Raw genomic sequence first — 21,839 nt, 5'->3', positions numbered from 1 at the left:
CCCTGGCGCGTGGGCGCAATCATTGATTTCAAGACCAAGCCTTCGGTTTTGCCTGAGGCTAAGGGCCGGCAGCGCGGCTTTGGGCTAGCATGGCGCCATGCAGTTCGACCTGACCGACCTGCGCCTGTACGTGCAGACGGCCGAGGCGCTCAACCTGACCCGCGCCGCTGCCGCGCAGCACCTGTCGCTGGCGGCCGCCAGTGCGCGCATCAAGGCCTTGGAGGCGCATGCCGGCCTGCCCCTGTTCTACCGCGAGGCCCGCGGCGTGCGACTGACGCCGGCCGGCGAGGCCTTTTTGCACCATGCCCGCGGCGTGCTGCGCCAGACCGAGCAGCTGCGCCTGGACCTGCAGGAGTACACGGGCGGCCTGCGCGGCCACCTGCGGGTGTTTGCCAACACCACGGCAGTGACCGATTTCATGCCCGAGATCCTGCCGCCGTTTCTGGCCACCAACCCGCGCATCAATGTCGACCTTCAAGAAAAACCGAATGCTGAGATCGCCCGCGGCGTGCTGGACGGGCGGGCCGACCTGGGCATCGTGGCCGGCCAGATCGACACCCTGGGCCTGCAGGCCATCCACTTCAGCACCGACCGGCTGGTGCTGGTGACGGCGCGCGGGCACCGCTTTGCGCGGCGCAAAAGCATTGCCTTTGCCGAGACCCTGGACGAAGACGCCGTGGGCATGCAGCACGGCAGCACCATCCAGGCCTTTCTGGCCCAGGTGACCGAGCGCCTGGGCAAGCCGCTGCGCCTGCGCATCCAGCTGGCCAGCTTTGACGCCATGTGCCGCATGATCGGCGCGGGGGTGGGCATCGGCGTGGTGCCGGTCAGCGCGGCGCGGCGCAACCAGCAGGCCATGAAGCTGGCCCTGATCGAGCTGACCGATGCCTGGGCCGTGCGCGAGCGCTACGTGCTGGTGCGCGACCAGGCCGCCCTGCCCCCCTACGCCCAGGCCCTGGTGGACACACTGGTGGCGCATTACAAGGGATAAGCGGTCGATTTCCGGCCACACCAAGGGTTAACCCGCCATATTTCGGCGACCAGCGGCCGCATTGGCTATGCTGTCGCTCCTTTCCCCCCGCACAAGCAGACAGGGCCTCGACACGCTGCCCTGGGCTGCAGGCTTCTCCATGAAATCCAATTTCTTCAAGACCGCGCTGGTGCTCGGTCTGCTCTCGGCCATCGGGCCGTTCGCCATCGACATGTACCTGCCGGCCCTGCCCTCGATCGGCCAGAGCCTGGGCGCCTCGATGGGCGCGGTGCAGGCCAGCCTGATGGCGTTTTTCATCTCGCTGGGCATCGGCCAGATCATCTACGGCCCGGTGTCCGACATGGTGGGGCGCAAGCCGCCGCTGTACTTCGGCCTGGCCCTGTTTGCGCTGGGCAGCGTGGGCTGCGCGCTGGCCCCCGACATCCACAGCCTGATCGCGCTGCGCTTTGTGCAGGGCCTGGGTGCCTGCGCCGGCATGGTGGTGCCGCGCGCCGTGGTGCGCGACCTGCACACCGGCCACGATGCGGCCCGGCTGATGTCGCTCTTGATGCTGGTGTTCAGCGTGTCGCCCATCCTGGCGCCCTTGAGCGGCAGCCTGATCATCGAATGGGCCGGCTGGCGCGGCGTGTTCTGGGCCGTGACGGTGGCCGCCCTGGCAGGCCTGGGCCTGCTGGCCAGCAGCCTGCCCGAAACCCGCCTGCCCGAGCAGCGCGCCGACAGCAGCGTGGGCGGCGCCCTGCGCGCCTATGGCCTGCTGCTGCGCGACCGGCATTTCATGGGCCTGGTGATGATCGGGGCCTTTGGCATCTCGAGCTTTTTTGCCTACCTGGCCAACTCGTCATTTGTACTGATCGACCACTACGGCCTGAGCCCGCGACAGTACAGCATCGCCTTTGCGGTGAACGCAGCCTCGTTCATCGGCATCTCGCAGTTCACCGGCCAGCTCACGCGGCGCTTCGGGCTGGTGCCGCTGGTGCGCGTGGCCGTGCTGGGTTATGCCCTGACCATGGCCGCCCTGCTGGGCCTGAACCTGCTGGGTTTTGACAGCCTGGCCCTGATGATTGCCATGCTGCTGCTGGGCTACGGCTTTCTGGGCCTGGTGGTGCCCACCACCGCCGTGCTGGCCCTGGAAGAGCACGGCGCCCTGGCCGGCACCGCCTCGGCCCTGATGGGCACGCTGCAGTTCGTGGTGGGGGCCATCGTGATGGCCGTGGTGGGCCTGTTTGTCGACGGCACGGCCCGCCCCATGGTGGCCGGCATCGCGGGTTCGGCCCTGATGGCCCTGGCGTTTTCGCTGGTCACGCTGCGTGGGCAAAAAGACAGGACGACGGCTCTGAGCTGAACCGTCGACATAAAACGAAACAAACCGAAACCGCAGCGACAGGACGCGGCCGGCCCCCGGCGGCACCATGCAGGACATGTTCTTCCACCACTGTCCTTGAAAGTGCCTGCCATGCGATTCATCCGCTTCAGCTTCCTCAACAAACGTGTTCTGTTCGGCGCCCTGGGCGCCACCCTGCTGGCCGGCAGCCTGAGTGCCTGCGGCCACATGGGCGATGGCCCCCGCATGGGTATGGGCTCAGGGCCCATGAGCGAGACCGACGCCGCCCAGTTCCGCGGCAAGATGGTCGATCGCGTCGCCAGCAAGCTCGATCTGGATGCCCCCCAGAAACAGCTGCTGAGCGCCCTGGGCGACAAGCTGCACGCCCAGCGCAAGGCCTTGATGGGCAACAGCACCGACCCACGTGCCGAACTACAGGCTCTGGTGGCCGGCAACAAGTTTGACCGCAGCCGCGCCCAGACCCTGGTCAACGACAAGACCGACATCGTGCGCAACCAGAGCCCCGAGGTGATTGCCGCCTTTGGCGACTTCTACGACAGCCTGCGGCCCGAGCAGCAGCAGAAGGTGCGCGACTTCATGCAGAAGCGCCACGGCCACCGCTGGGGTGGCTAAGAGCCTGTTCACGATCTCGCATCGGCCACAATCCGCACCATGCCACGCATCCTGCTGATCGACGACGACACCGGCCTGGGGCCGCCCCTGGCGGCGTATTTCGCCCGCTTCGAGTTGCAACTGGAACAGGCCTTGCGCCCCAGCGAGGGGCTGGCCCGGTTGGCGCAGCCGCCGGTGGGCGGCTTTGACGCCGCCATCCTGGACGTGATGCTGCCCGAGATGGACGGCTTTGCCCTGTGCCGCGAGATCCGCAAGACCAGCGACCTGCCCATCCTGATGCTGACCGCCCGCGGCGATGTGATGGACCGCGTGGTGGGGCTGGAGCTGGGCGCCGACGACTACCTGCCCAAACCCTTCGAGCCACGCGAGCTGGTGGCCCGGGTGCAGACCGTGTTGCGCCGGCGCCAGCCGGCCCGCCCGGCCCATCCTGCACCCGGCGGCCCCCTGCACTTTGACGGCCTGCAGATCGACCCCGTGACCCGCCAGGCGCAACGCGCCGGGCAGGCCCTGGAGCTGACCAGCACCGAGTTCGACCTGCTGCACCTGCTGGCGCGCGAGCCCGGCAAGGTATTCAGCCGCGACGACATCCTCAACCAGCTGCGCGGCCACGAGGCCGAGCTGTACACCCGCGCGGTCGACATCGTGGTGAGCCGGCTGCGCAAGAAGCTGGAGCCGCTGGACTGCATCAAGACCGTGCGCAACGCGGGCTATTCGCTGGGGCTGGCGCCCTTGGCGCCCAACCTGGGCGACACCCGGGGCCAGGCAGCGCCCCATGCTTGACCCATCCCCCCGCAAACTGCGCCGGCTGCATCGCCTGCACCGGGCGCACCACGCGCTGCGGCACTCGTGGCGGCACTCGCTGCGCCTGCGCCTGATCGTGCTGTTCCTGGTGCTGGCGGTGGCCCTGACGCTGACCTTCATCGGCGGCATGCAGCGCGCCATGAGCCTGGGCTGGCGCGACGCCGCCCGCCCCCTGGTGGTCGACTACGTGGACCACCTGGTGGCCGACCTGGGCAGCCCGCCCCAGGTGGACAAGGCCCAGGCCCTGGTGCAGCGCCTGCCCATCACGCTGCGCATCAGCGGGCCCCAGGTGAACTGGGTGTCTGACCCCGCGCCCCATGCCGAGCGCGGGTGGCGCCGCCATGCCAGCGAGGGCGAAGGCGACTCGCCTCTGCTGCAGCGCGACACCGCCGACGGCCACCACATCGAGCTGGGCCTGAACCTGAACCGCGGCCAGTACCAGCCCCGGCGCATCGGCTGGTTCACCCTCGCGGCGCTGCTGCTGTTGACGGCCGGTACCTACCTGTATCTGCGCCGCCTGCTGCGCCCGCTGGACGACATCCGCGCCGGGGCCCGGCGCTTTGGCCAGGGCAAGTTTGCCCAGCCCATCCCGCTGCGCGGCCACAATGAACTGGCCGCCCTGGCCGCCGACGTGAACACCATGGCCCAAGGCCTGCACGGCATGCTGGAGGCCAAGCGCGGCTTGCTGCTGGCCATCAGCCACGAACTGCGCAGCCCCCTGACCCGGGCCCGCCTGAACACCGAGCTGCTGCCCGACAGCGGCGAGGCCCAGCCCCTGCGCGAGGCCCTGACCCGCGACCTGGCCCTGATGCGCGACCTGATCAGCGACCTGCTGGAAAGCGAGCGCCTGGGTCAAGGCCATTCGGCCCTGCACCTGGAACCCACCGCCCTGCCCGCCCTGGTGGACGAGGTGCTGGCCCAGCTCGAGGGCGCCAGCGCCATCGAACGGCAAATGCCGGCCAGCATGCCCCTGCTGAAGCTGGACCCGAGCCGCCTGCGCCTGCTGGTGCGCAACCTGCTGGACAACGCCCTGCGCCACAGCGCCCAGGCCGCGCGGCCCCCGGTGATCAGCCTGCAGGCCGAGGGCCTGCAATGGGTGCTGAGCGTGCGCGACTTCGGCCCCGGCGTGCCCGACGAGGTGCTGCCCCACCTGGCCGAGCCCTTTTACCGCCCCGACGCCGCCCGCGAGCGCAGCAGCGGCGGCGTGGGCCTGGGCCTGTACCTGTGCCGCCTGGTGGCCCAGGCGCATGGCGGCCAATGGCAGGTGCGCAACGCCCAGCCCGGGCTGGAGGTGCGGGTCACACTGCCGCCCGGTGTTTGAGAAGGCTGCTTCGCGCAGGCCCAACAGGGGCCCAAGGCGCTCCAGGCGGTTAGCATCCCCCCATGCCCAGCCATTACCAGAGCCTGACCCAGGACACCCTGTTCAGCGACGCCTTCCGCGTGAGCGCCCCCAACCCACTGCCCGGCCGCGACATCGTGCCGCGCCGCCCGGCGGCCTTCATCCGCAAGGGGCCTGCCAGCGCCCCCCCTCGATGCCACCGCCCCCGAACTGGCCGTGCCAGACGCCAAAGCCATCGCAGACGCCACCGCCGACGCCCCAGCCCCCGAGCTGCCAGGGCGTGAACTCGTCATCGGCCAGTTCGGCCTGGTGCCGGCCTGGGTCAAATCAGCCTCGGACGCCAAGCTGCGCTCGGTCAAGCTGGTCAACGCGCGCTCGGAAACCCTCACCACCTCCACCCCGTTTCGCGATGCCTGGCTGGCCTCGCAACGCTGCATCGTGCCGATGATGGCCTTCTTTGAAGACGATCTGCGCACCGGCAAGGCCGTGCCCACCCGCATCGCCCGGGTCGATGGCAAGCCCCTGGGGGTGGCCGGCCTGTGGGAGCGCTGGACCGGCGCCGAGGGCGAAGAGATCATCAGCTTCACCCTGCTCACCGTGAACGCCAACAGCCACGCGCTGATGCGGCGCTACCAGCACGACGGCAACGAAAAGCGCATGCCCGTCATCCTCAACGAAGGCTCTTACGACGCCTGGCTCAACACCACGCCCGAAAAAGCGCGCGACTTCATGCGCGCCTACCCGGCGCAATCGCTGCTGGCCAACCCGGTCGAAGGCAAAAAATAAGGCGGATCAGCCCGCGCAGGCCTCGGCCAGCGCTTCGGGCTCGGCCGTCGCTTCGGCCGCAGCCGGCGCCAGTTCAGGCGGCGCGGCAAGGTGCTCGGCCATCCAGGCCTCCACCAGGCGCGCATCATTGATCAGCCGCAGCCCCTGGTAGGCCTGCTCGGCCTCGGGGTAGCGGCGCCGCAGGTAGTTGAGCCACTGCTTGAGGCGCCCGGCCCGGCTGCGCGGCTCCACCCGCAACTTGACCCGCGCCCAGAACAGGTGGAACAGGGGTTGCAGATCGGCCCACTGCGGGGCCTGGCCAGGTTCAGCCGCCCCATCGGCGGCCAGGATGTCCCAGGCCAGCCCGGGGTCGGACACCATGCCGCGGCCCAGCATCAAATCGTGGCAGCCCGACTCGGCGCGGCAGCGCTGCGCGTCGGCCACCGTCCAGATCTCGCCATTGGCCACCACCGGGATGTTGACCACGCTGCGCACATCCGCAATGCGCGCCCAGTAAGCCGGCGGCTTGTAGCCCTGGGCACGGGTGCGGCCATGCACCACCAGCTGGTTGGCGCCCCCGGCCGCAATCGCCCGGGCGCAGTCCTCGGCACTCTGGTCGTCGTCAAAACCCAGGCGCATCTTGGCCGACACCGGCACCTCGGCCGGCACCGCCCGCCGCACCGCCGACACGATGCGGTGCAGCAGCTCAGGGTCTTGCAGCAAGGCGGCGCCGCCGCCATGCCGGTTCACCACCTTGGCCGGGCAGCCAAAATTCAGATCGATCCCCGCCGGCCCCAGGCCCGCCAGCCGCGCCGCGTTCTCGGCCAGGCACTGCGGGTCAGAGCCCATCAGCTGCGCCCGCACCGCCACCCCGGCCGCCGTGCGCCCACCGTTGTCCAGCTCGGGCACGATGCGCCGAAACGCCCGCTCGGGCAGCAGCGTGCCCGTCACCCGGATGAACTCCGATACACACAGATCCACCCCACCCACACGGGTCAGCACATCGCGCAACACGCAATCGAGCAGGCCCTCCATGGGCGCCAACAAAATAGCCATGGCAAAAACGAGAAGAGAGAAAAGTCAGAGAGACAAAAGGGAAGGTGCCGCTGGGGGAGCGGCGCTTCAGCAGGCTGGCCGGTCAGGGGCCGGGGCTGGCAGGTAGGGATTTTCGCCGACTTCGGATCCAGGCCCAGCCGCCTGCACAAAGCCCCGCTTCAGTCAGGGTGGGCGGCCCGCCACATGCTGAATTCGGAAGGGCGCAGGCCGTAACGAGCGAGCACGCCCACGTGCAGGCGTCTCAGCTCTTCAATCAGCAAGGCCTGCACGTTGTCACGCTCATGCTCGGGAACAGACTGAGCAGTCGCTTTTCGGATGCGATGGAGGGGGTCTTCGTCTGGGTTCTGCACCACCTCACGGATGACTTGCCTGATGAAATCCCGCCAGGACAAGCGCAGAGGGTCAGGCTCGGCCAGTTCCTGCCTGAGTGCCAGGTATTCGTGGCAGGAACGCTCGTACGCCCACACATACAGATCCCGCAGCAATTCGATCCGGGTCATTTCGTACACGCCCAGCATCGCGCAACTGTAGGCCTGTTCAGGCACATCAAGAAAGGTCAAAGGACAAAGATTGGCGCGAAACAAAGGCAGGTTGGCAGCCAGGCGCGAAGTGCGCTTGTTGATGTCGGCGAAGGGCTGAAGGTAAGGCAAATGCACCATCAGAAAAAACGACTGCTCGAACGAGTCACCAATCAGATTCACCTTGTGCAGCAGGGCGTCGAGCATTTCGTCAATGAGTTGTGGCGTCGACAGGGGGCGGTACACGCTCTGACTGATATCCACTGCATGACAGCGCAGACGCCCTTCATCCGCGGGGTTCGGCAACAGGTTTTCGGCCAGCGCACTGTGCAAGTTCATCAAGGTGTAGCGATCCAAAGCCGCTCGGTCAGCGTTGTCCACCAGCATCTCGATCGCCGTTTTGTGATTCAGGATCATCTGCGTCTCGATCGCAGCCTTGCCTTGCGCCACCTTGCCACGCTCGATCAAGTCCCGGGTATCCAACCTGGAATAGGTGTTGCCCTCGAGGTGGCTGGAGGCCCAGGACAGATCAATCAACAAGCGATTCAAAATGGCGCGGCTGTAGGTGCCAGCGGGGGCTGCGATGGCCGAGGTGCGCCCCATCTGATGCAACTGACGGCGCAACGAATCCGACAGGTACCAACTCTTGTTGGGCTGATACGACTCCAGGAAATCTCGTTGGTAGCCCACTGGCCGGCGTAATTCAAGCGGCTGGTCGACATAGGCCAGTACATCGCGGCTATCTGCCGACAGTGCCAGGCCGCGCAAAAAGCGCTCGCCAACCACCCCGTCAGGGCCCGCCAACCCCATCACCGCCCCCTGGCCTTCAGGAGACCCCGCCCTGTAGCGGCGGGCTCGCCCCTGGCCCTGGGCGGCAATGCGACCCTGAGCCAGCCAGCTGTTCAGAACGCGCTGCGCCGAGCGCCGAGCCCATTCCGGATGCAGCGCCAGCAAATCGGCCAGACCCAGGCCATGCGGCGCTGCCTGAATGCTTTGCAGCAAGGCATCTGCCTTGGCATGGCGAGACGCGGCTGGGGTTAGCGGATTTGGAGAGGCCTTGGACATGGCGCGATTTTGGCGCAGTCCAAGAAACTGCGCCAAAAATTTGGCGCAGTTTCGGCACCCAAGGACTCGCCCCTCCGAAAAGCCCAAGGGGAAAGCTCGCAGCCCGCCAAAGTCCAGAACGCAAAAATCAAGGCGGCAACCCTTGCGCAGTCGCGCTCGACCTGCTGGCGCGGCGGCAGGGCCCAGTGCTCCGAGATGGATGCCGTTGCATCAACGCCCCCTTGCAATGATGCCGCCAGCGAGCCCCCGGAGTGGGTGCACCACTACCTCAGGCGGTCACCGAGTCTGGGCCGAGGCCAGCCCCAGGGTCTTGGCCACCAATGCAGCAGGCCGTCCTGCCTTGGCGGCTTATTGCTTGAACGCCAAGGTGTACCTGGCTCTGCTCATGCCTCCAACGTACATCTCTTCTCTCCTTCCCGGCATCCTCCGGGCTGAGCGATGAACTCCGCAATTCGAGGGCCAGCTCAGTACGACAGCAGGTGTCGCAGCAATGCTCAAAGCCTGCTTTTTTGCTCCAGAGCCCGGACTGTGGTGACAAGTGTGTCGGGGCCTGCCGGCGCTCCCCCACGGCTCAGTGGCAATCGCTTTCGTTCTGATGGCGAATGGCCCCGATGACGACTTCCTGGGCGTTGCGGATTTCAAAGAGCGCGACGTAGCCTGAGCGGCCAAACGGAATGATCAACTCGCGCAGAAACGGGCCTTGTCCAGCCTTTCGGCAACTGAAGGGACTGTGGGCCAGAAACAGACATCCCTGCCGAATCGACTCGATGGCCCTCGCTGCAAGATCCAGCTTGCCGGTGACACTTGCCAACTCTCGTTCGAGCAAAAGGTCGAACAACCTTTCCAGATCATCAACGGCTTCGGGCTTCAATCTCGCCCGGCAACTCAGGACGGCCTGGCCTTTCGGGCCTCAGCCAGTTTGGCCTCCAGCCTGGCGATGACGGAGGAAGGGGCGATGCCATCGCCCGCAGCGGCAGTCCGGTCGATGGCAGCGATACCGCGACGGAGGAACTCGGACTGAGGTTCGCAGCGTGTGATTTCCTGCCGAACAGCCGTTTCGGCGATGCACGCCAAGCTGTCGCCTTCATCAAGGGCTTGTTCGATTTCCTCACGAGATGCGGGATCGATGCAGACAGGCGGGGTCGCGACGATTTTCATGAAATGAACATAGCCCAGATGGGATCCATCAACAACACCCACAAAACGCCCGCTAGCCACTCTACCCTCAGCGACACACCCTGACGCAGCCCCGCGGATCATCCGTTGCACAACCACAAACAACGGACTGTCTCTGCAATGACCGATCTGAATCCAATGCGCTCAGGGAACCAACACACCGCGGCAAGCGGCGCATCCACCACCTCCAAGGCCACGTCCACCAACGAGCCCCCTGAGTGGGTGCACCGCTACCTCAGGCTGTCGCCGCGGCTGCGCCGGGGTTACCGGCGCTTTGTGGGCACGCTGCCTGATGGGCCGAAGCGGCTGCAGGATCTGGACGAGGAAATCAGCCAGTGGCCTGCCGACATCGAGGATGCCGACGGCTGAGGCACCAGACAGCCCTCCCCTCACCCCTCCATCATGATCACCTGCCGGATCGCCGCGCCCCGAGCCAGGCGGTCGAAGCCCAGGTTGATCTGGTCCAGGCTGAGGCGGCCGGTGAGCAACTGGTCGACCGGCAATTTGCCCTGGCGGTACAGGGCCACAAAGCGGCCGATGTCGCGCCGGGGCACGCAGCTGCCCAGGTAGCTGCCTTTGAGGGTGCGCTCTTCGGCCACCAGGTGCCACACGGGGGTGCTGAGGTTCTGGCTGGACGCGGGCAGGCCCACGGTCACGGTGGTGCCGCCGCGGCGGGTCACGCGGTAGGCAAACTCCAGGGCGCGGGCCGAGCCGACCATCTCCAGTGCGTGGTCCACACCGCCGCCGGTCAGTTCGCGCAGCTGCTCCACCGCGTTGTCGGCCCCGGCGTTGACGACGTCGGTGGCGCCCAGGCGGCGCGCAAAGGCCAGCTTGTCGTCGGCCAGGTCCACCGCCACCACACGGCCGGCGCCGGCGGCCAGGGCGCCCATCACGGCCGACAGGCCCACACCGCCCAGGCCCACCACGGCCACGCTCTGGCCAGGGCGCACCTGCGAGGTATTGACCACCGCGCCCACGCCGGTCATGACGGCGCAGCCGAACAGGGCCGCGATCTCCAGCGGCAGCTCGCGGTCGATCTTCTGCACGCCGCGCCGTGACAGCACGGCGTGCTGGGCAAAGGCCGACACGCCCACAAAGTGGTCCATGGGCTGGCCTTGCCAGGACAGGCGGCGCCCGCCGCCCAGCAAGGTGCCGGCCACATTGGCCGCGCCGGCCGGCTCGCACAGCACGGGGCGGCCTTCCGAGCAGGGGGCGCAGTGGCCGCAGCTGGGCACAAAGACCAGGATCACGTGGTCACCGGGCACCAGGTCGGTCACGCCCTCGCCCAGGGCTTCCACCACACCGGCGGCCTCGTGCCCCAGCACGATGGGGGTGCGGCGCGGGCGGTCGCCGTTGATGATGGACAGGTCGGAGTGGCACAGGCCGGCGGCCACCACCCGCACCAGCACCTCGCCCGGGCCAGGTGGGGCCAGATCGACCTCGGTGACTTCCAGGGGACGGCTTTCGGCATAGGGGGCCGGCGCGCCAATGCGCGTGAGGACAGCAGCACGGGTTTTCATGGGTTCTTCACCAGAGAGCACTTGGACTTGGACAGCGGCTGGAAGGCCTGCTCGCCCGGGATGGTGGCCAGCACCTTGTAGTCATCCCAGGGCATCTGGGATTCGGCCGGCTTCTTGACCTGCAAGCCATTCATGCGCGGCAGCTTGAAGCTCTGGACCAACGCCGGCCTGTGCGGTGGCCCATACCGTGGAGTGCGATTTGTCATCCATGGGTTCATGGGGGTTCTCCTTCGTGGTGAAGGCAGTGCACGACAAATAGCCACTCTGCGGGGCCCTGGGTAGGTCCAAAGGTCAATCCATCCGGATGTTCGCCGCCTTCACCACCTGCGCCCACTTCAGCCGCTCGGCGTGCAGCAGTTGGGCAAAGGCTTCGGGGCTGCCCGGGGCGGGCTCGGCGCCGGCGTCCTGCAGGCGCTGGCGCACCTCGGGCTGGGCCAGGGCGCGGCCGATGTCGGCGCTCAGGCGGGCGACCAGCTCGCGCGGGGTGGCCGCCGGGGTCAGCACGCCGGCCCAGGAATAGGCCTCGTAGCCCGGCAGGCCGGTTTCGGCCACCGTGGGCAGATCCGGCAACAGGCTGGAGCGCTGCACGCTGGCCACGGCCAGCGCACGCACCTTGCCGGCGCGGATCTGGGGCAGCGCGGTGGGGGCATCGCTGAACATGATGGGCACCTGGTTGCCCAGCAGGTCGGTCATGGCCGGGGCGCTGCCTTTGTAGGGGACATGCTGCAGCCGGGTGCCAGCCAGCATGTTGAACAGCTCGCCCGCCAGGTGCGTGCCGCCGCCATTGCCGGCCGAGGCGAAGGCCAGGGTGCCGGGGCGCGCCTTGTCGAGGGCGATCAGCTCGGCCACGCTCTTCACGGGCAGGCTGGGGTGCACCACCAGCACCACCGGAAAGCGCGCCGCAAAGCTGACGGCGGCAAAGTCACGCTCGATGTCGTAGCTCATGCGCGGGTTCAGCGCGGGCAGCACGGTGTGGTGGATGCTGCACACGAACAGGTTGTGCCCGTCGGCCGGGGCGCGGGCCGCCAGCTCGGCGCCCACCATGCCGCCGGCACCAGCGCGGTTGTCCACCAGGGCCGGCTGGCCCCACAGCTCGGCCAGCTTCTGGGCCAGGGCGCGGCCCGTGATGTCCACCGGCCCGCCGGCCGGAAAGGGCACGATGAACTTCACCGGGCGCGTCGGGTAGGCCGGTGTTTGCGCTTGAGCCCAGGCCGGTAGCGTCAGCCCCGCCAGGGCCGTGGTCAGCCATTGGCGGCGGTCGATGCGGGCCGCGGCGCTTTCATGAAGGGTCTTCAACATGGCGTTCTCCTGGGGGTCAGACGGGGGTGGGCAAGTCCAGCAAGGCACGCTTGAGCACCTTGCCGCTGTGTGTCATGGGCAGGGCCTCCAGGGCCGTGATGCTGGCCGGGCGCTTGTAGGGCGCCAGTTGGTCGTGCAACAGGGCCTGCAGGCTGGCCTGATCGGCCTCGCCCAGGGGCTGGCCGCCCACGGTCTCGACAAAGGCCAGCACGGTCTCGTTGCCGTCGGCCTCTTTGCGGCCCACCACGGCCGAGCGCTGCACGCGCGGGTGCTGGTTGAGCACGTTCTCGACCTCGCCCGGGTACACATTGAAGCCCGAGCGGATGATCATCTCCTTGAGCCGGCCCACCACGTGCAGCGCGCCATCGGGCCCGATGCGGCCCAGGTCGCCGGTGGCATACCAGCCGCCCTCGCGCATCACCTGGGCGGTGGCCACCGGGTCGCGGAAGTAGCCCGGCATCAGGCCCACGCCGCGCAGCCAGATCTCGCCGCGCTCGCCCTGGGGCAATTCGCGCCCGGTGTCGTCCACGATGCGGCACTGGGCCCCTTCCACCGGCACACCGGCAGCGGTGTCTTCGCGCCACTGGCCACGGCGCACCAGGCAGGCCGCGCCCGCGTATTCCGACAAACCATAGCCGTGGTGCAGCGGCTGGCCAAAGCGGTCCTGCACCGCGTTCTTCAGGGGCAGGTCCAGCGGTGCGGCGCCGGTATACACATAGCGCAGCGCGGGCGCCGGGGGCTGGCCCACCACGCCCTGCTCGTCCAGCCAGGCCAGCAAGCGCGTGAACAGGGCCGGCGGCCCCTGCAGGTTGGACACCTGGTGCATCGCCAGGGCCTGCAGCGCATCCGCCGGCTCGAAGCGGCTGCGCATCACCAGCGCCGCGCCCGCGTGCAGCGAGGCCGCCAGCACCGTGCCCAGGCCAAAGATGTGGGTCATGGGCACGCAGGCATACGAGCGGTCGGCCGGCGTCAAGGCACGCGACTCGGCCGACACCCGGGCAAACTGCAGCAGGCCGGCATGGGACACCAGCACGCCCTTGGGCGCGCCCGTGGTGCCCGAGGTGAAGATGATGGCCACCACCTGCTGGGCCAGCGGCGCGGGCTCGGGCGTGGCCTGCTCGCGCCGGGCCGTGCGGCTCAGGCCGGCCAGGGCCGAGGGCTGGGCCCCCAGGTGCTCGCCATGCTCGCGGGCCGCGCTGCCCACGTCGCAGGTGAAGTACACGAGACGCGGGTCGGCCTTGGCCACAAAGGCCTCGATCTCGCCGCGCGCCATGCGGGCGTTCACCCCGCAAGACCAGGCACCGACGCGGCTGCAGGCCAGCACCAGGGCCACGTGCTCGGGGCAGTTCTCGGCCACCGCCAGCACGCGGTCACCGGGCAGCACGCCCTGGGCCAACAGCTCGGCCTGCAGGGTGTCGATCAGGGTGCCCAGTTGGGCGTAGCTCAGAGTCTGCGTGGTCAGGTGCAAAAACACAGCGTCGGGCGTGGCCGCCAGACGCTGGTCAAACAGGTGGTGAAGTCGGGTGGGGGGGTGGGTCATGCCGGTTCACTCCACCTGGATGCCCTTGGCCACCGTGCCCCACAGCGCCAGTTCACGCGCCGCGCGCTCGGTCAGCAACTGCGGGCTGCCGGTCCACAGGTCGTAGCCCTGCTCGATCAGCTTGGCTTTCAGCTCATCCTGGGCCAGGGCCCGGCGCGTGGCCTCGTTGAGGCGGCCCACCAGCTCAGGCGCCAGGCGGGCCGGGCCATACAGGCCGTACCAACCGCCCACGTCGTAGTCGGCAATGCCCGACTCGACCATGGTGGGCACCTCGGGCAGCGAGGCATTGCGCTCGCGCGAGGTGACGGCCAGGGGCCGCACGCGCTGGGTGCTGATGTAGTTGCGGGCGCTGCCGATGATGTCGAACATCATGCTGAGCTGGCCCCCGATCACATCGGTCATGGCCGGCGCATTGCCCTTGTAGGGCACGTGGGTCAGCTTGATGCCGGCGCGCAGCGCAAACAGCTCGCCGCTCAGGTGGTTGGAGGCCCCCATGCCGGCCGAGCCATAGGCCAGCTTGCCGGGGTTGGCCCGGGCATAGGCCACCAGCTCGGGCAGGGTCTTGAAGGGCTGGTCCTTGTTGATCACCAGCACATTGGTGTAGCTCACCAGCGGGGCGATGGCGGTCAGGTCCTTGCTCACATCAAAGGGCATGGACTTGAGGATGTGCGGGCTGATGGTCAGCGTGGGGCTGGCGCCAAAGTACAGCAGCAGGCCGTTGGGCGTCGCCTTGGCCACGGCGTCGCCCCCCATGCTGCCGGCGGCGCCGGGGCGGTTCTCGACCACCACGGGCTGGCCCAGCTCCTTGGACAGGGCCGGGGCGAACAAACGCGCCGTGGCGTCCACCGGGCCACCCGCCGCATAGCCCACCACCAGGCGAATGAGCTGCCCGCCGCCCTGGGCCTGGGCCGGTGCGCCCCACAGCAGGGGGCCCAGGCTGGCCAGCGCGAGCAGTACGCGTCGTGGCCTTGAAAAATAGCTTGGCATGTCTTGTCTCCGTTGTATTTCTTGAATCTGGTCACACCCGCACGTAGCGGAAGGTGCCCATGGCGCGGGCCACCACCTGGCCGCAGGCGTCTTCCACCCGGGCCTCGCAAAAGCACACCGAGCGGCCACCACCTTGGCAAGTCGCGTGGGCCAGCAGGCGGCCCCGGCCAGGGCGGTGAAAACTGGTGCTCATGTCGATGGTCACCACCGCCTTCTGGAACCCCGTGGCCGACAGCGCCGCGCTGGACATGGCGCTGTCCATCAGCGACATCAGCACGCCGCCGTGCACCACGCCGAAGTTGTTGGTCAGCTCAGGCCGCAGGTCCAGCGAGAGCCGGGCCACGCCGCCTTCGGCAAACTCGCGCTGCAGGCCCAGCAGGTGGTTGAAGGCCACCTGGGCAAACAGGGCGCGGGTGTCGGTGGCGGCTTCGGCAGGGGCCACCGCCGTGCTCATGCGCGGGCCTCGCGCACCATGTTGCGGGCGATCACGATCTGCTGGATCTGGCTGGTGCCCTCGTACAGGCGGAACAGGCGCACATCGCGGTAGAAGCGCTCGATGCCGTACTCGGCCAGGTAACCGGCCCCGCCCAGGATCTGCACCGCACGGTCGGCCACACGGCCGCACATCTCGCTGGCAAACAGCTTGCAGCAGGCCGCCTCGGTGGACACGTTGCGGCCCTCGTCGCGCCGGCGTGCCGCGTCGATCACCATGCACTCGGCCGCATACAGCTCGGTCTGGCTGTCGGCCAGCATGGCCTGCACCAGCTGGAACTCGGCAATCGGCTGGCCGAACTGCTGGCGTTCGACGGCGTAGCGCAGGGCATCGGCCAGGATGCGCCGGGCCACGCCCACGCACACCGCCGCCAGGTGGATGCGGCCCTTGTCGAGCACCTTCATGGCGGTCTTGAAGCCGCGCCCCTCCACCCCGCCGATCAGTTGGCGGGCCGGCACGCGCACGTTGTCGAAGATCACGTCGCAGGTGTGGGCGCCCTTCTGGCCCATCTTGCGGTCGATCTTGCCCAGGCTGATGCCCGGCGAGTGGGCATCGACGATGAAGGCCGACACCCCGCCCGCGCCCTTGTCGGCCGGGTTGGTGCGCGCCATCAGCGTGAAGATGCCGGCCTGCGGGGCGTTGGTGATGTAGCGCTTGCTGCCGTTGACGAGGTAGTGCTCGCCCTCGCTGTCCACGCCCTTGATCGCGGTGGTGCGCAGCGAGGCGGCATCGCTGCCGGCATCGGGTTCGGTGAGGGCGAACGAGGCCATCAGTTCGCCGGTGGCCAGGCGCGGCAGGTACTCGGCCTGCTGCTCGGGCGTGCCATCCATCAGGATGCCCTGCGAGCCGATGCCCACGGTGGTACCGATCACCGAGCGGAAGGCGGGCGAGGTCTGGCACAGCTCGAAGAGCACGCGCACCTCTTCCTCCATGGTCAGCTCCAGGCCGCCATAGGCTTCGGGGATGGTCAGGCCGAACAGGCCCATGTCGCGCATCTCCTGCACGATGGCGGGGGGGATGGCATCGGTCTCGGCCACTTCGTTCTCGGCCGGCACCAGGCGCTCGCGGGTGAAGCGGGTGACGGAATCCAGCAGGGCCTGAAAGGTTTGGGGGTCTCGGATCATGGGTGGGTTCTTTCGGTTGCGGTCACAGCGCGTCGGCCGTGCCCAGGATGGCGGTGGCCTGGCTCGACAAGGTGCCGCCGTTGCCATGAGCCAGGGCCGTCACGGCACCGGCCACCTGGCGGGCCCCGGCATCGCCGCGCAGCTGCCGCACGGCCTCGATCAGGGTGAAGATGCCGTACATGCCCGGGTGCACGCACGACAGCCCGCCCCCGTTGGTGTTGACCGGCAGGCGCCCGCCCGGGGCGATGGCGCCGCCCTGCACAAAGCGCCCGCCCTCGCCCTTGGGGCAGAAGCCCAGGTCTTCGAGGAACAGCAGGGTGTTGATGGTGAAAGCGTCGTACAGCTCCAGCAGGCCGATGTCGCGCGGGGCCAGGCCGGCCATGGCAAAGGCCTCGCGGCCCGACTGGCTGGCCGCGGTCACAGTCAGGTCGTGCATGGACGAGATCTGGCGGTTCCAATTGGCGGTGGCATTGCCCAGCACGTACACCGGTTTGCGCGGCAGGCTGGCGGCCCGGTCGGCGCGGGTCAGCACCAAGGCCCCGCCCCCGTCGGTGACCAGGCAGCAGTCGCGCACCGAGAGCGGGTCGGACACCATGCGCGCCTTCAGCACATCGTCGATGCTCAGCGGGTCGCGCATGAAGGCCTCGGGGTTGAGCTGCGCCCAGGCGCGCGCGGCCACCGCCACCTCGGCCAGGTCGCGCCGCGTGGTGCCGTACTGGTGCATGTGGCGCCGGGCGGCCAGCGCATAGGCCGACAGCGGCTGCATGGGCTCGTAAGGCGTTTCGTAGGGCTGCGGGTCCATCACGCGGCGTGCCTTGGCGATCTCGCTACGGCCGAAGGTGGATGTGCGCTGCGTGCTGCCATAGCAGACCAGCACCGCGTTGCACTGACCCGCCTGCAAGGCCATCATGGCCGGCAGCAGGTGGGCCACGAAGCTGGAGCCGCCCACCATGGTGCCGTTGATGTAGCGCGGGTTCAGCCCCAGGTACTCGGTCACCGGCATGGGCCACATGGTGGACAGCACGCTGGCGGTGCACAGGCCGTCGATGTCGCGCATCGTCAGGCCCGCATCGGCCACGGCGGCGCGGGCGGCGTGGGCCAGCACCTCCATCTCGGTGTAGCCCGTGGCCTCACCACAGCCGAAGGTGGCCACACCGGCGATGACGGCGCTGCCGCGCAAGGCGCGCAGGGCAGGCGGGGTGTGCACCGCCGGGGCGGCCGGGGCGGCAGGCCCACGCGGCACCGGGGTCGGTGCGGTCGTGGCCGGCTCAGCCAGCGGGTCGAACACCACGATGCCGCCCTGCCCCTCGGCCTGCAGCACGCGGGCCTTCACGCGCTGCCCCACCTGCACCGCATCGGCGGGCTGCTGCTCGACGCGGCTCATCAGGCGCACGCCTTCATCGAGGTCGATCAGGCAGACGTTGTAGTCGCCGCCCGCCTCGGGCTTGCGCCGCACCACGGTGACGGAGTACACCGTGCCCGCGCCGCTGGGTTCCACCCAGCCGGGGTCGGCGGCGCCGCAGTGCGGGCAGACCGCGCGCGGAAAGTACACATGCTGGCCGCAGGCGGCGCAGCGCTGGATCATGAAACGGCCCTGGTCCAGCCAGGCCTGATGCCGGGCCTGAACGCCCTGGGGTTGCTCACTCATGTCGGGCTCCTTGCGGGGGGCTTCAGATCGGGTCCCAGGTGAAGACATCACCCGAGCGGTCCAGGGGGTAGAACATGGCCTTCAGGGCCGGCAGCGCGTGGCTGGCCACGCTCTCGGGCGTCCAGCCCTCGCTGCGGTGCACCGAGCGCACGGGGCGGGGCTGGCTGATCAGAAAGATCTCGTTGTTGCGCACGGCAAAGATCTGGCCATTGGCGTAAGACGACTCATCGCTGGCCAGGCACACGGCCAGGGGCGCGATCTTGGCCGGGGTCATCTGCTTGATGCGCTCGACCCGGGCCTTTTCGGCATCGGTCTCGGTGGGGATGCTGCCGATCATGCGGCTCCAGGCGAAGGGGGCGATGCAGTTGCTGCGCACATTGAACTTCTGCATGTCGAGCGCAATGGACTTGGACAGCGCCGCGATGCCCAGCTTGGCCGCCGAGTAGTTGGCCTGGCCGAAGTTGCCGATCAGGCCCGAGGTGGAGGTCATGTGGATGTAGTTGCCCGAGCCCTGCTCCTTGAAGTGGGTCGAGGCCGCGCGGCTCACGTAGTAGGCGCCGTACAGGTGCACCTTGATGACGGCGTCCCACTCGTCCAGGCTCATCTTGTGGAAGAAGCGGTCGCGCAGGATGCCCGCGTTGTTGACCACCACATCGATGCGGCCGAAGGTGTCGAGCGCGGTCTGCACGATGCGCCCGGCGCTGAGGGCCTCGCTCACGCTGTCGGTGCTGGCCACGGCCTCGCCGCCCAGGGCGCGGATCTCGTCCACCACCTTCTGCGCCGGGCCGGCATCGTTGCCTTCGCCGGCCACCGAGGCACCGATGTCGTTGACCACCAGACGGGCCCCTTCACGGGCCATGGCCAGGGCGATGTCGCGGCCGATGCCGCCGCCTGCGCCGGTGACCACCACCACTTTGCCTTCGACCATGCGGGACGGGCTGGATTGACTCATGTTGTTCTCCTTGGGTTGCTGAGGTGTCATCAAAAAGGGGATCAGGCGGCCGGCCACTGGAACAGCGCGGGCTGCTTGTCGAGAAAGCGCTGCACCGCCACGCGGTGCGCCTCGGTGCCCATGGCCAGGGCCTGGGCGTTGGCCTCCATCTCGAGCAGCGTGGGCAGGTCGTGCCCGGGCGCTGCCAGGGTGCGCTTGACGAGCGCCACCGCCATCGGCGAGGCCGGCACAAAGCTGGCCGCCAGGGCCTGGGCCCGCGCCTGCAACTGCTCGGGCGGCTGCAGCTCCATGGCGATGCCCAGGCGCAGGGCCTCGGCGGCATCGACCTCGCGGGCCGACAGCATCAGCTCGCGGGCGCGCTGCACGCCCACGATGCGGGGCAAGGTGTAGAAGGCGGCGCAGTCGGGCACCAGGCCCACGCGCATGAAAGACATGCAAAAGCGCGCCCGCGGCGTGGCGATCACAAAGTCGGCCAACAGGGCCAGGCTGAAGCCTGCCCCATAGGCCGCACCGTCCACCGCGGCAATCACCGGGCGGTCGAGGGTGATCAGCTCCTTGAGCCAGTCGTGCAGGCTTTGCAGGCGCGCGCGCCAGCCCGCGTTGTCCAGGCCCACGGTGGCGATGTTGCGCAGATCGCCACCGGCACAGAAATGCTCGCCCGTCCCCGTCAGCACCAGGGCGCGGATGCCGGGGTCAGCGCGCAGCCGGGCCACCACCTGGCGCATCTCTTCGCGCATGGCGGGGTCGAAGGCATTGCGCCGCTCGGGGTTGTGCAGCGTGAGCGTGGCCACCTGATCGCGCACGGTGAAGCGGATGCGCTCGAAGTTATCGGGGTTCATGGGGTCTCCTGAAGTTCGGCGTGGGCTGGGGCGGGCTCACTGCCGGGGCTGCGCCGGTGCGCCTCCTGCAGCTCGCGCCACAAAATCTTGCCGGTGCCCGACTTGGGCAGGGCCGGCACAAACTCGACCCGACGCGGCACCTTGTAGGCCGACATGCGCTCGCGCGCCCAGGCCATGAGCTTCTCGGCGCTCAGCGTTCCTTCATGGCCGGGGCGCAGCACCACCAGGGCCTTGACGGTCTCGCCGCGCTTGGTGTCGTCCACCGCGATCACGCAGGCCTCGAAGATGGCCGGGTGCTCGTACAGCGCGCTTTCCACCTCGGCCGGCCAGACCTTGAAGCCCGAGGCATTGATCATGCGTTTGAGGCGGTCGCGCATGAAGTAGTAGCCGTCCTCGTCCACGCTGGCCAGGTCGCCGGTGCGGAAGAAGCGCAGGCCGTCGCGCTCGAAGAAGGCCGCCTCGGTGGCCGCGGGGTTGCGCCAGTAGCCCAGCATGAGCTGCGGGCCGCTGGTGACCAGCTCGCCCACCTCGCCCGCGGGCAGCTCCTCGCCCGTGGCGGGGTCGACGATGCGCGACACCACACCCTGCGTGGGCATGCCCAGGCACTGGCGCTTGCCGCGGTGCAGCGGGTTGGCGTGCAGAAAGGCGGCCGTCTCGGACAGGCCGTAGGCCTCGTTGTAGGCCAGGCCGAAGCGATCGGCCAGCAGGGTGGCCACGGCCTCGGGCATGGCGGCGCCTCCGCCCGAGAGCAGGCTCAGGCTGCTGAGGTCGCGCGCCATCACATCGGGCTGGGCAAAGAACTCGATCACCATGCTGGGCGGCGCGGTCCACACCGAGACGCGGTGCTGCTCGATCAGGCGCGCCGCCGTGGGCGCATGCCAGCGCGGCATCATGACCAGGGTGGCGCCCAGGGTGAGCGGCATGTTCATGCCGTTTTGCATGCCCAGCATGTGGAACAGCGGCGCCACGCTCAAGAACACCGAATCGGCATGCAGGCGCCGCCACACCTGCGAGGCCAGGTTGGACGCCAGCACCGTGCCATGGGTGTGCATGCAGCCCTTGGGGTGGCCGGTGGTGCCCGAGGTGTAGGGCAGCACGGCCAGGGCCTCGGGGCCAGGGTGCAGCCAGTCGGGCTGCCAGCCCTTTTCGGTGGCCTCGGCCAGGGCCTCTTCGAGCCCATGCAGGCCCGGGCCGGGCAAGGCCTGGCGCGCTTGGTGAAAAGGCTCAGGCCAGGGCGAGCCGGGGGCGCCCACCTCGTCGGGGTGCATGGCATCGGCATAGGCATGGACCACCGCGGCTTCGATGGCGCCGGACTGCAGCAGGGGCTGCAGGCGGGGCAGCAGCTCTTGCGCCAGCAGGGCCACGCGGGCCCCGGTGTCCTGCTGGAACCACTGCAGCTCGGGTGTGGTGCTCATGGGGTTGACCGGCACCACCACCGCGCCCAGGCGCAGCACGGCGTGGTAGGCCAGCACGTACTGGGGGCAGTTCTGGCTCATCAGCAGCACGCGGTCGCCGGGCTGCACGCCCAGGCGCCGGTTCAGCCAGGCGGCCAGGGCCTGCACGCGCCGGTGCAGCTCGGCATAGCTCAGGCTCAGGCCGCAGAACAGCAGGGCCGGCTTGGCCGGGTAGCGCTGGGCAGCGACCTCCAGGTAGTGGCTCAGGCCCACGGCGCTGGGATGGAATTCATGCGGCACGCCGGGCGGCCAGTGGCTGTGGTGGCGCGGGGAAACAGGGGCGGTCAAGTTGGGGGTCTCCTACAGATTCATGAAGGC

At 68.8% G+C, this 21,839-nt stretch carries 22 protein-coding genes and 1 pseudogene; 7 read left to right on the top strand and 16 right to left on the bottom strand.

Annotated elements, in window-relative coordinates:
* The first annotated feature begins 97 nt into the window (after nucleotides 1-97).
* From F624_RS0104985 to F624_RS32145, 6 genes are all read left to right on the top strand, one after another.
* On the top strand, nucleotides 98-991 hold the full coding sequence (locus tag F624_RS0104985) for a LysR family transcriptional regulator (protein WP_019573169.1): 894 nt from the start codon (nucleotides 98-100) through the stop codon (nucleotides 989-991).
* Nucleotides 992-1,130: 139 nt separating this feature from the next.
* Nucleotides 1,131-2,333 carry a multidrug effflux MFS transporter gene (locus F624_RS0104980; protein ID WP_019573168.1) on the top strand — a complete coding sequence of 401 codons (1,203 nt, stop codon included), beginning with the start codon at nucleotides 1,131-1,133 and terminating at the stop codon, nucleotides 2,331-2,333.
* Nucleotides 2,334-2,444: 111 nt separating this feature from the next.
* Nucleotides 2,445-2,945: a Spy/CpxP family protein refolding chaperone gene (locus F624_RS0104975; RefSeq protein WP_019573167.1), complete on the top strand. Its 501-nt coding sequence runs from the start codon at nucleotides 2,445-2,447 to the stop codon at nucleotides 2,943-2,945.
* 39 nt (nucleotides 2,946-2,984) lie between these two features.
* The gene (locus F624_RS0104970; RefSeq protein WP_019573166.1) at nucleotides 2,985-3,725 is read left to right on the top strand and encodes a response regulator transcription factor; all 741 of its coding nucleotides are present in this window, start codon (nucleotides 2,985-2,987) and stop codon (nucleotides 3,723-3,725) included.
* Nucleotides 3,718-5,067 (top strand): sensor histidine kinase, encoded by a 1,350-nt coding sequence (locus tag F624_RS0104965; protein WP_019573165.1) that lies wholly within the window; start codon nucleotides 3,718-3,720, stop codon nucleotides 5,065-5,067. Before F624_RS0104970 ends, F624_RS0104965 begins: the two co-directional genes overlap by 8 nt.
* 234 nt (nucleotides 5,068-5,301) lie before the next feature.
* A complete protein-coding gene (locus F624_RS32145; RefSeq protein WP_019573164.1) occupies nucleotides 5,302-5,871 on the top strand; it encodes an SOS response-associated peptidase in 570 nt (189 codons plus the stop codon).
* 6 nt (nucleotides 5,872-5,877) lie between these two features.
* On the opposite strand, the gene F624_RS0104955 is transcribed toward F624_RS32145, so the two are convergent.
* The 4 genes from F624_RS0104955 to F624_RS0104940 all read right to left on the bottom strand — a co-directional run bounded on the left by F624_RS0104955 (nucleotide 5,878) and on the right by F624_RS0104940 (nucleotide 9,647).
* The gene (locus F624_RS0104955) at nucleotides 5,878-6,906 is read right to left on the bottom strand and encodes a tRNA dihydrouridine synthase (protein WP_084679414.1); all 1,029 of its coding nucleotides are present in this window, start codon (nucleotides 6,904-6,906) and stop codon (nucleotides 5,878-5,880) included.
* Between the two features lie 158 nt (nucleotides 6,907-7,064).
* Nucleotides 7,065-8,489, bottom strand: coding sequence for a Fic family protein (locus F624_RS0104950; RefSeq protein WP_051107320.1), 1,425 nt, complete (start codon nucleotides 8,487-8,489; stop codon nucleotides 7,065-7,067).
* 571 nt (nucleotides 8,490-9,060) lie between these two features.
* Nucleotides 9,061-9,360 carry a type II toxin-antitoxin system RelE/ParE family toxin gene (locus tag F624_RS0104945; RefSeq protein ID WP_019573161.1) on the bottom strand — a complete coding sequence of 100 codons (300 nt, stop codon included), beginning with the start codon at nucleotides 9,358-9,360 and terminating at the stop codon, nucleotides 9,061-9,063.
* 14 nt (nucleotides 9,361-9,374) lie between these two features.
* Nucleotides 9,375-9,647 (bottom strand): hypothetical protein, encoded by a 273-nt coding sequence (locus tag F624_RS0104940; protein WP_019573160.1) that lies wholly within the window; start codon nucleotides 9,645-9,647, stop codon nucleotides 9,375-9,377.
* 138 nt (nucleotides 9,648-9,785) lie between these two features.
* Here F624_RS0104940 and F624_RS0104935 point away from each other — a divergent pair, with 138 nt between their 5' ends.
* The gene (locus F624_RS0104935; protein ID WP_157443325.1) at nucleotides 9,786-10,034 is read left to right on the top strand and encodes a hypothetical protein; all 249 of its coding nucleotides are present in this window, start codon (nucleotides 9,786-9,788) and stop codon (nucleotides 10,032-10,034) included.
* A 20-nt stretch (nucleotides 10,035-10,054) separates the two neighbouring features.
* Here the strand turns inward: F624_RS0104935 and F624_RS0104930 are convergent, their stop codons facing one another.
* The 12 genes and pseudogenes from F624_RS0104930 to F624_RS0104880 all read right to left on the bottom strand — a co-directional run bounded on the left by F624_RS0104930 (nucleotide 10,055) and on the right by F624_RS0104880 (nucleotide 21,809).
* A complete protein-coding gene (locus tag F624_RS0104930; RefSeq protein WP_019573158.1) occupies nucleotides 10,055-11,185 on the bottom strand; it encodes a zinc-dependent alcohol dehydrogenase family protein in 1,131 nt (376 codons plus the stop codon).
* On the bottom strand, nucleotides 11,182-11,403 hold the full coding sequence (locus tag F624_RS36460) for a branched-chain amino acid ABC transporter substrate-binding protein (protein WP_420536255.1): 222 nt from the start codon (nucleotides 11,401-11,403) through the stop codon (nucleotides 11,182-11,184). Before F624_RS36460 ends, F624_RS0104930 begins: the two co-directional genes overlap by 4 nt.
* A 73-nt stretch (nucleotides 11,404-11,476) precedes the next feature.
* Nucleotides 11,477-12,484, bottom strand: a complete 1,008-nt coding sequence (locus tag F624_RS0104920; protein ID WP_019573156.1) for a tripartite tricarboxylate transporter substrate binding protein — start codon at nucleotides 12,482-12,484, stop codon at nucleotides 11,477-11,479.
* A 16-nt stretch (nucleotides 12,485-12,500) separates the two neighbouring features.
* The gene (locus F624_RS0104915; protein WP_019573155.1) at nucleotides 12,501-14,024 is read right to left on the bottom strand and encodes a class I adenylate-forming enzyme family protein; all 1,524 of its coding nucleotides are present in this window, start codon (nucleotides 14,022-14,024) and stop codon (nucleotides 12,501-12,503) included.
* A 6-nt stretch (nucleotides 14,025-14,030) separates the two neighbouring features.
* Nucleotides 14,031-15,011: a Bug family tripartite tricarboxylate transporter substrate binding protein gene (locus tag F624_RS0104910; protein ID WP_019573154.1), complete on the bottom strand. Its 981-nt coding sequence runs from the start codon at nucleotides 15,009-15,011 to the stop codon at nucleotides 14,031-14,033.
* Nucleotides 15,012-15,042: 31 nt separating this feature from the next.
* On the bottom strand, nucleotides 15,043-15,465 hold the full coding sequence (locus F624_RS0104905; protein ID WP_019573153.1) for a PaaI family thioesterase: 423 nt from the start codon (nucleotides 15,463-15,465) through the stop codon (nucleotides 15,043-15,045).
* Nucleotides 15,462-16,628 (bottom strand): acyl-CoA dehydrogenase family protein, encoded by a 1,167-nt coding sequence (locus tag F624_RS0104900; RefSeq protein ID WP_019573152.1) that lies wholly within the window; start codon nucleotides 16,626-16,628, stop codon nucleotides 15,462-15,464. The genes F624_RS0104905 and F624_RS0104900 overlap by 4 nt, the downstream gene beginning before the upstream one ends.
* A gap of 22 nt (nucleotides 16,629-16,650) precedes the next feature.
* Nucleotides 16,651-17,835, bottom strand: a complete 1,185-nt coding sequence (locus F624_RS0104895; RefSeq protein WP_031254135.1) for a thiolase — start codon at nucleotides 17,833-17,835, stop codon at nucleotides 16,651-16,653.
* 126 nt (nucleotides 17,836-17,961) lie between these two features.
* Nucleotides 17,962-18,276: pseudogene (locus tag F624_RS36215) on the bottom strand (Zn-ribbon domain-containing OB-fold protein); the annotation flags it as partial.
* A gap of 22 nt (nucleotides 18,277-18,298) precedes the next feature.
* The gene (locus F624_RS0104890) at nucleotides 18,299-19,204 is read right to left on the bottom strand and encodes an SDR family NAD(P)-dependent oxidoreductase (RefSeq protein ID WP_031254132.1); all 906 of its coding nucleotides are present in this window, start codon (nucleotides 19,202-19,204) and stop codon (nucleotides 18,299-18,301) included.
* Nucleotides 19,205-19,269: 65 nt separating this feature from the next.
* The gene (locus tag F624_RS0104885; RefSeq protein ID WP_019573149.1) at nucleotides 19,270-20,067 is read right to left on the bottom strand and encodes an enoyl-CoA hydratase/isomerase family protein; all 798 of its coding nucleotides are present in this window, start codon (nucleotides 20,065-20,067) and stop codon (nucleotides 19,270-19,272) included.
* Nucleotides 20,064-21,809 carry a long-chain-fatty-acid--CoA ligase gene (locus tag F624_RS0104880; protein ID WP_019573148.1) on the bottom strand — a complete coding sequence of 582 codons (1,746 nt, stop codon included), beginning with the start codon at nucleotides 21,807-21,809 and terminating at the stop codon, nucleotides 20,064-20,066. Before F624_RS0104880 ends, F624_RS0104885 begins: the two co-directional genes overlap by 4 nt.
* Nucleotides 21,810-21,839 lie beyond the last annotated feature (30 nt).

It is taken from the genome of Curvibacter lanceolatus ATCC 14669 (assembly GCF_000381265.1).
GTDB lineage: Bacteria > Pseudomonadota > Gammaproteobacteria > Burkholderiales > Burkholderiaceae_C > Curvibacter > Curvibacter lanceolatus.
Note: the sequence above shows the minus strand (reverse complement) of the source record. Positions and strands in the feature narration are given on the sequence as shown.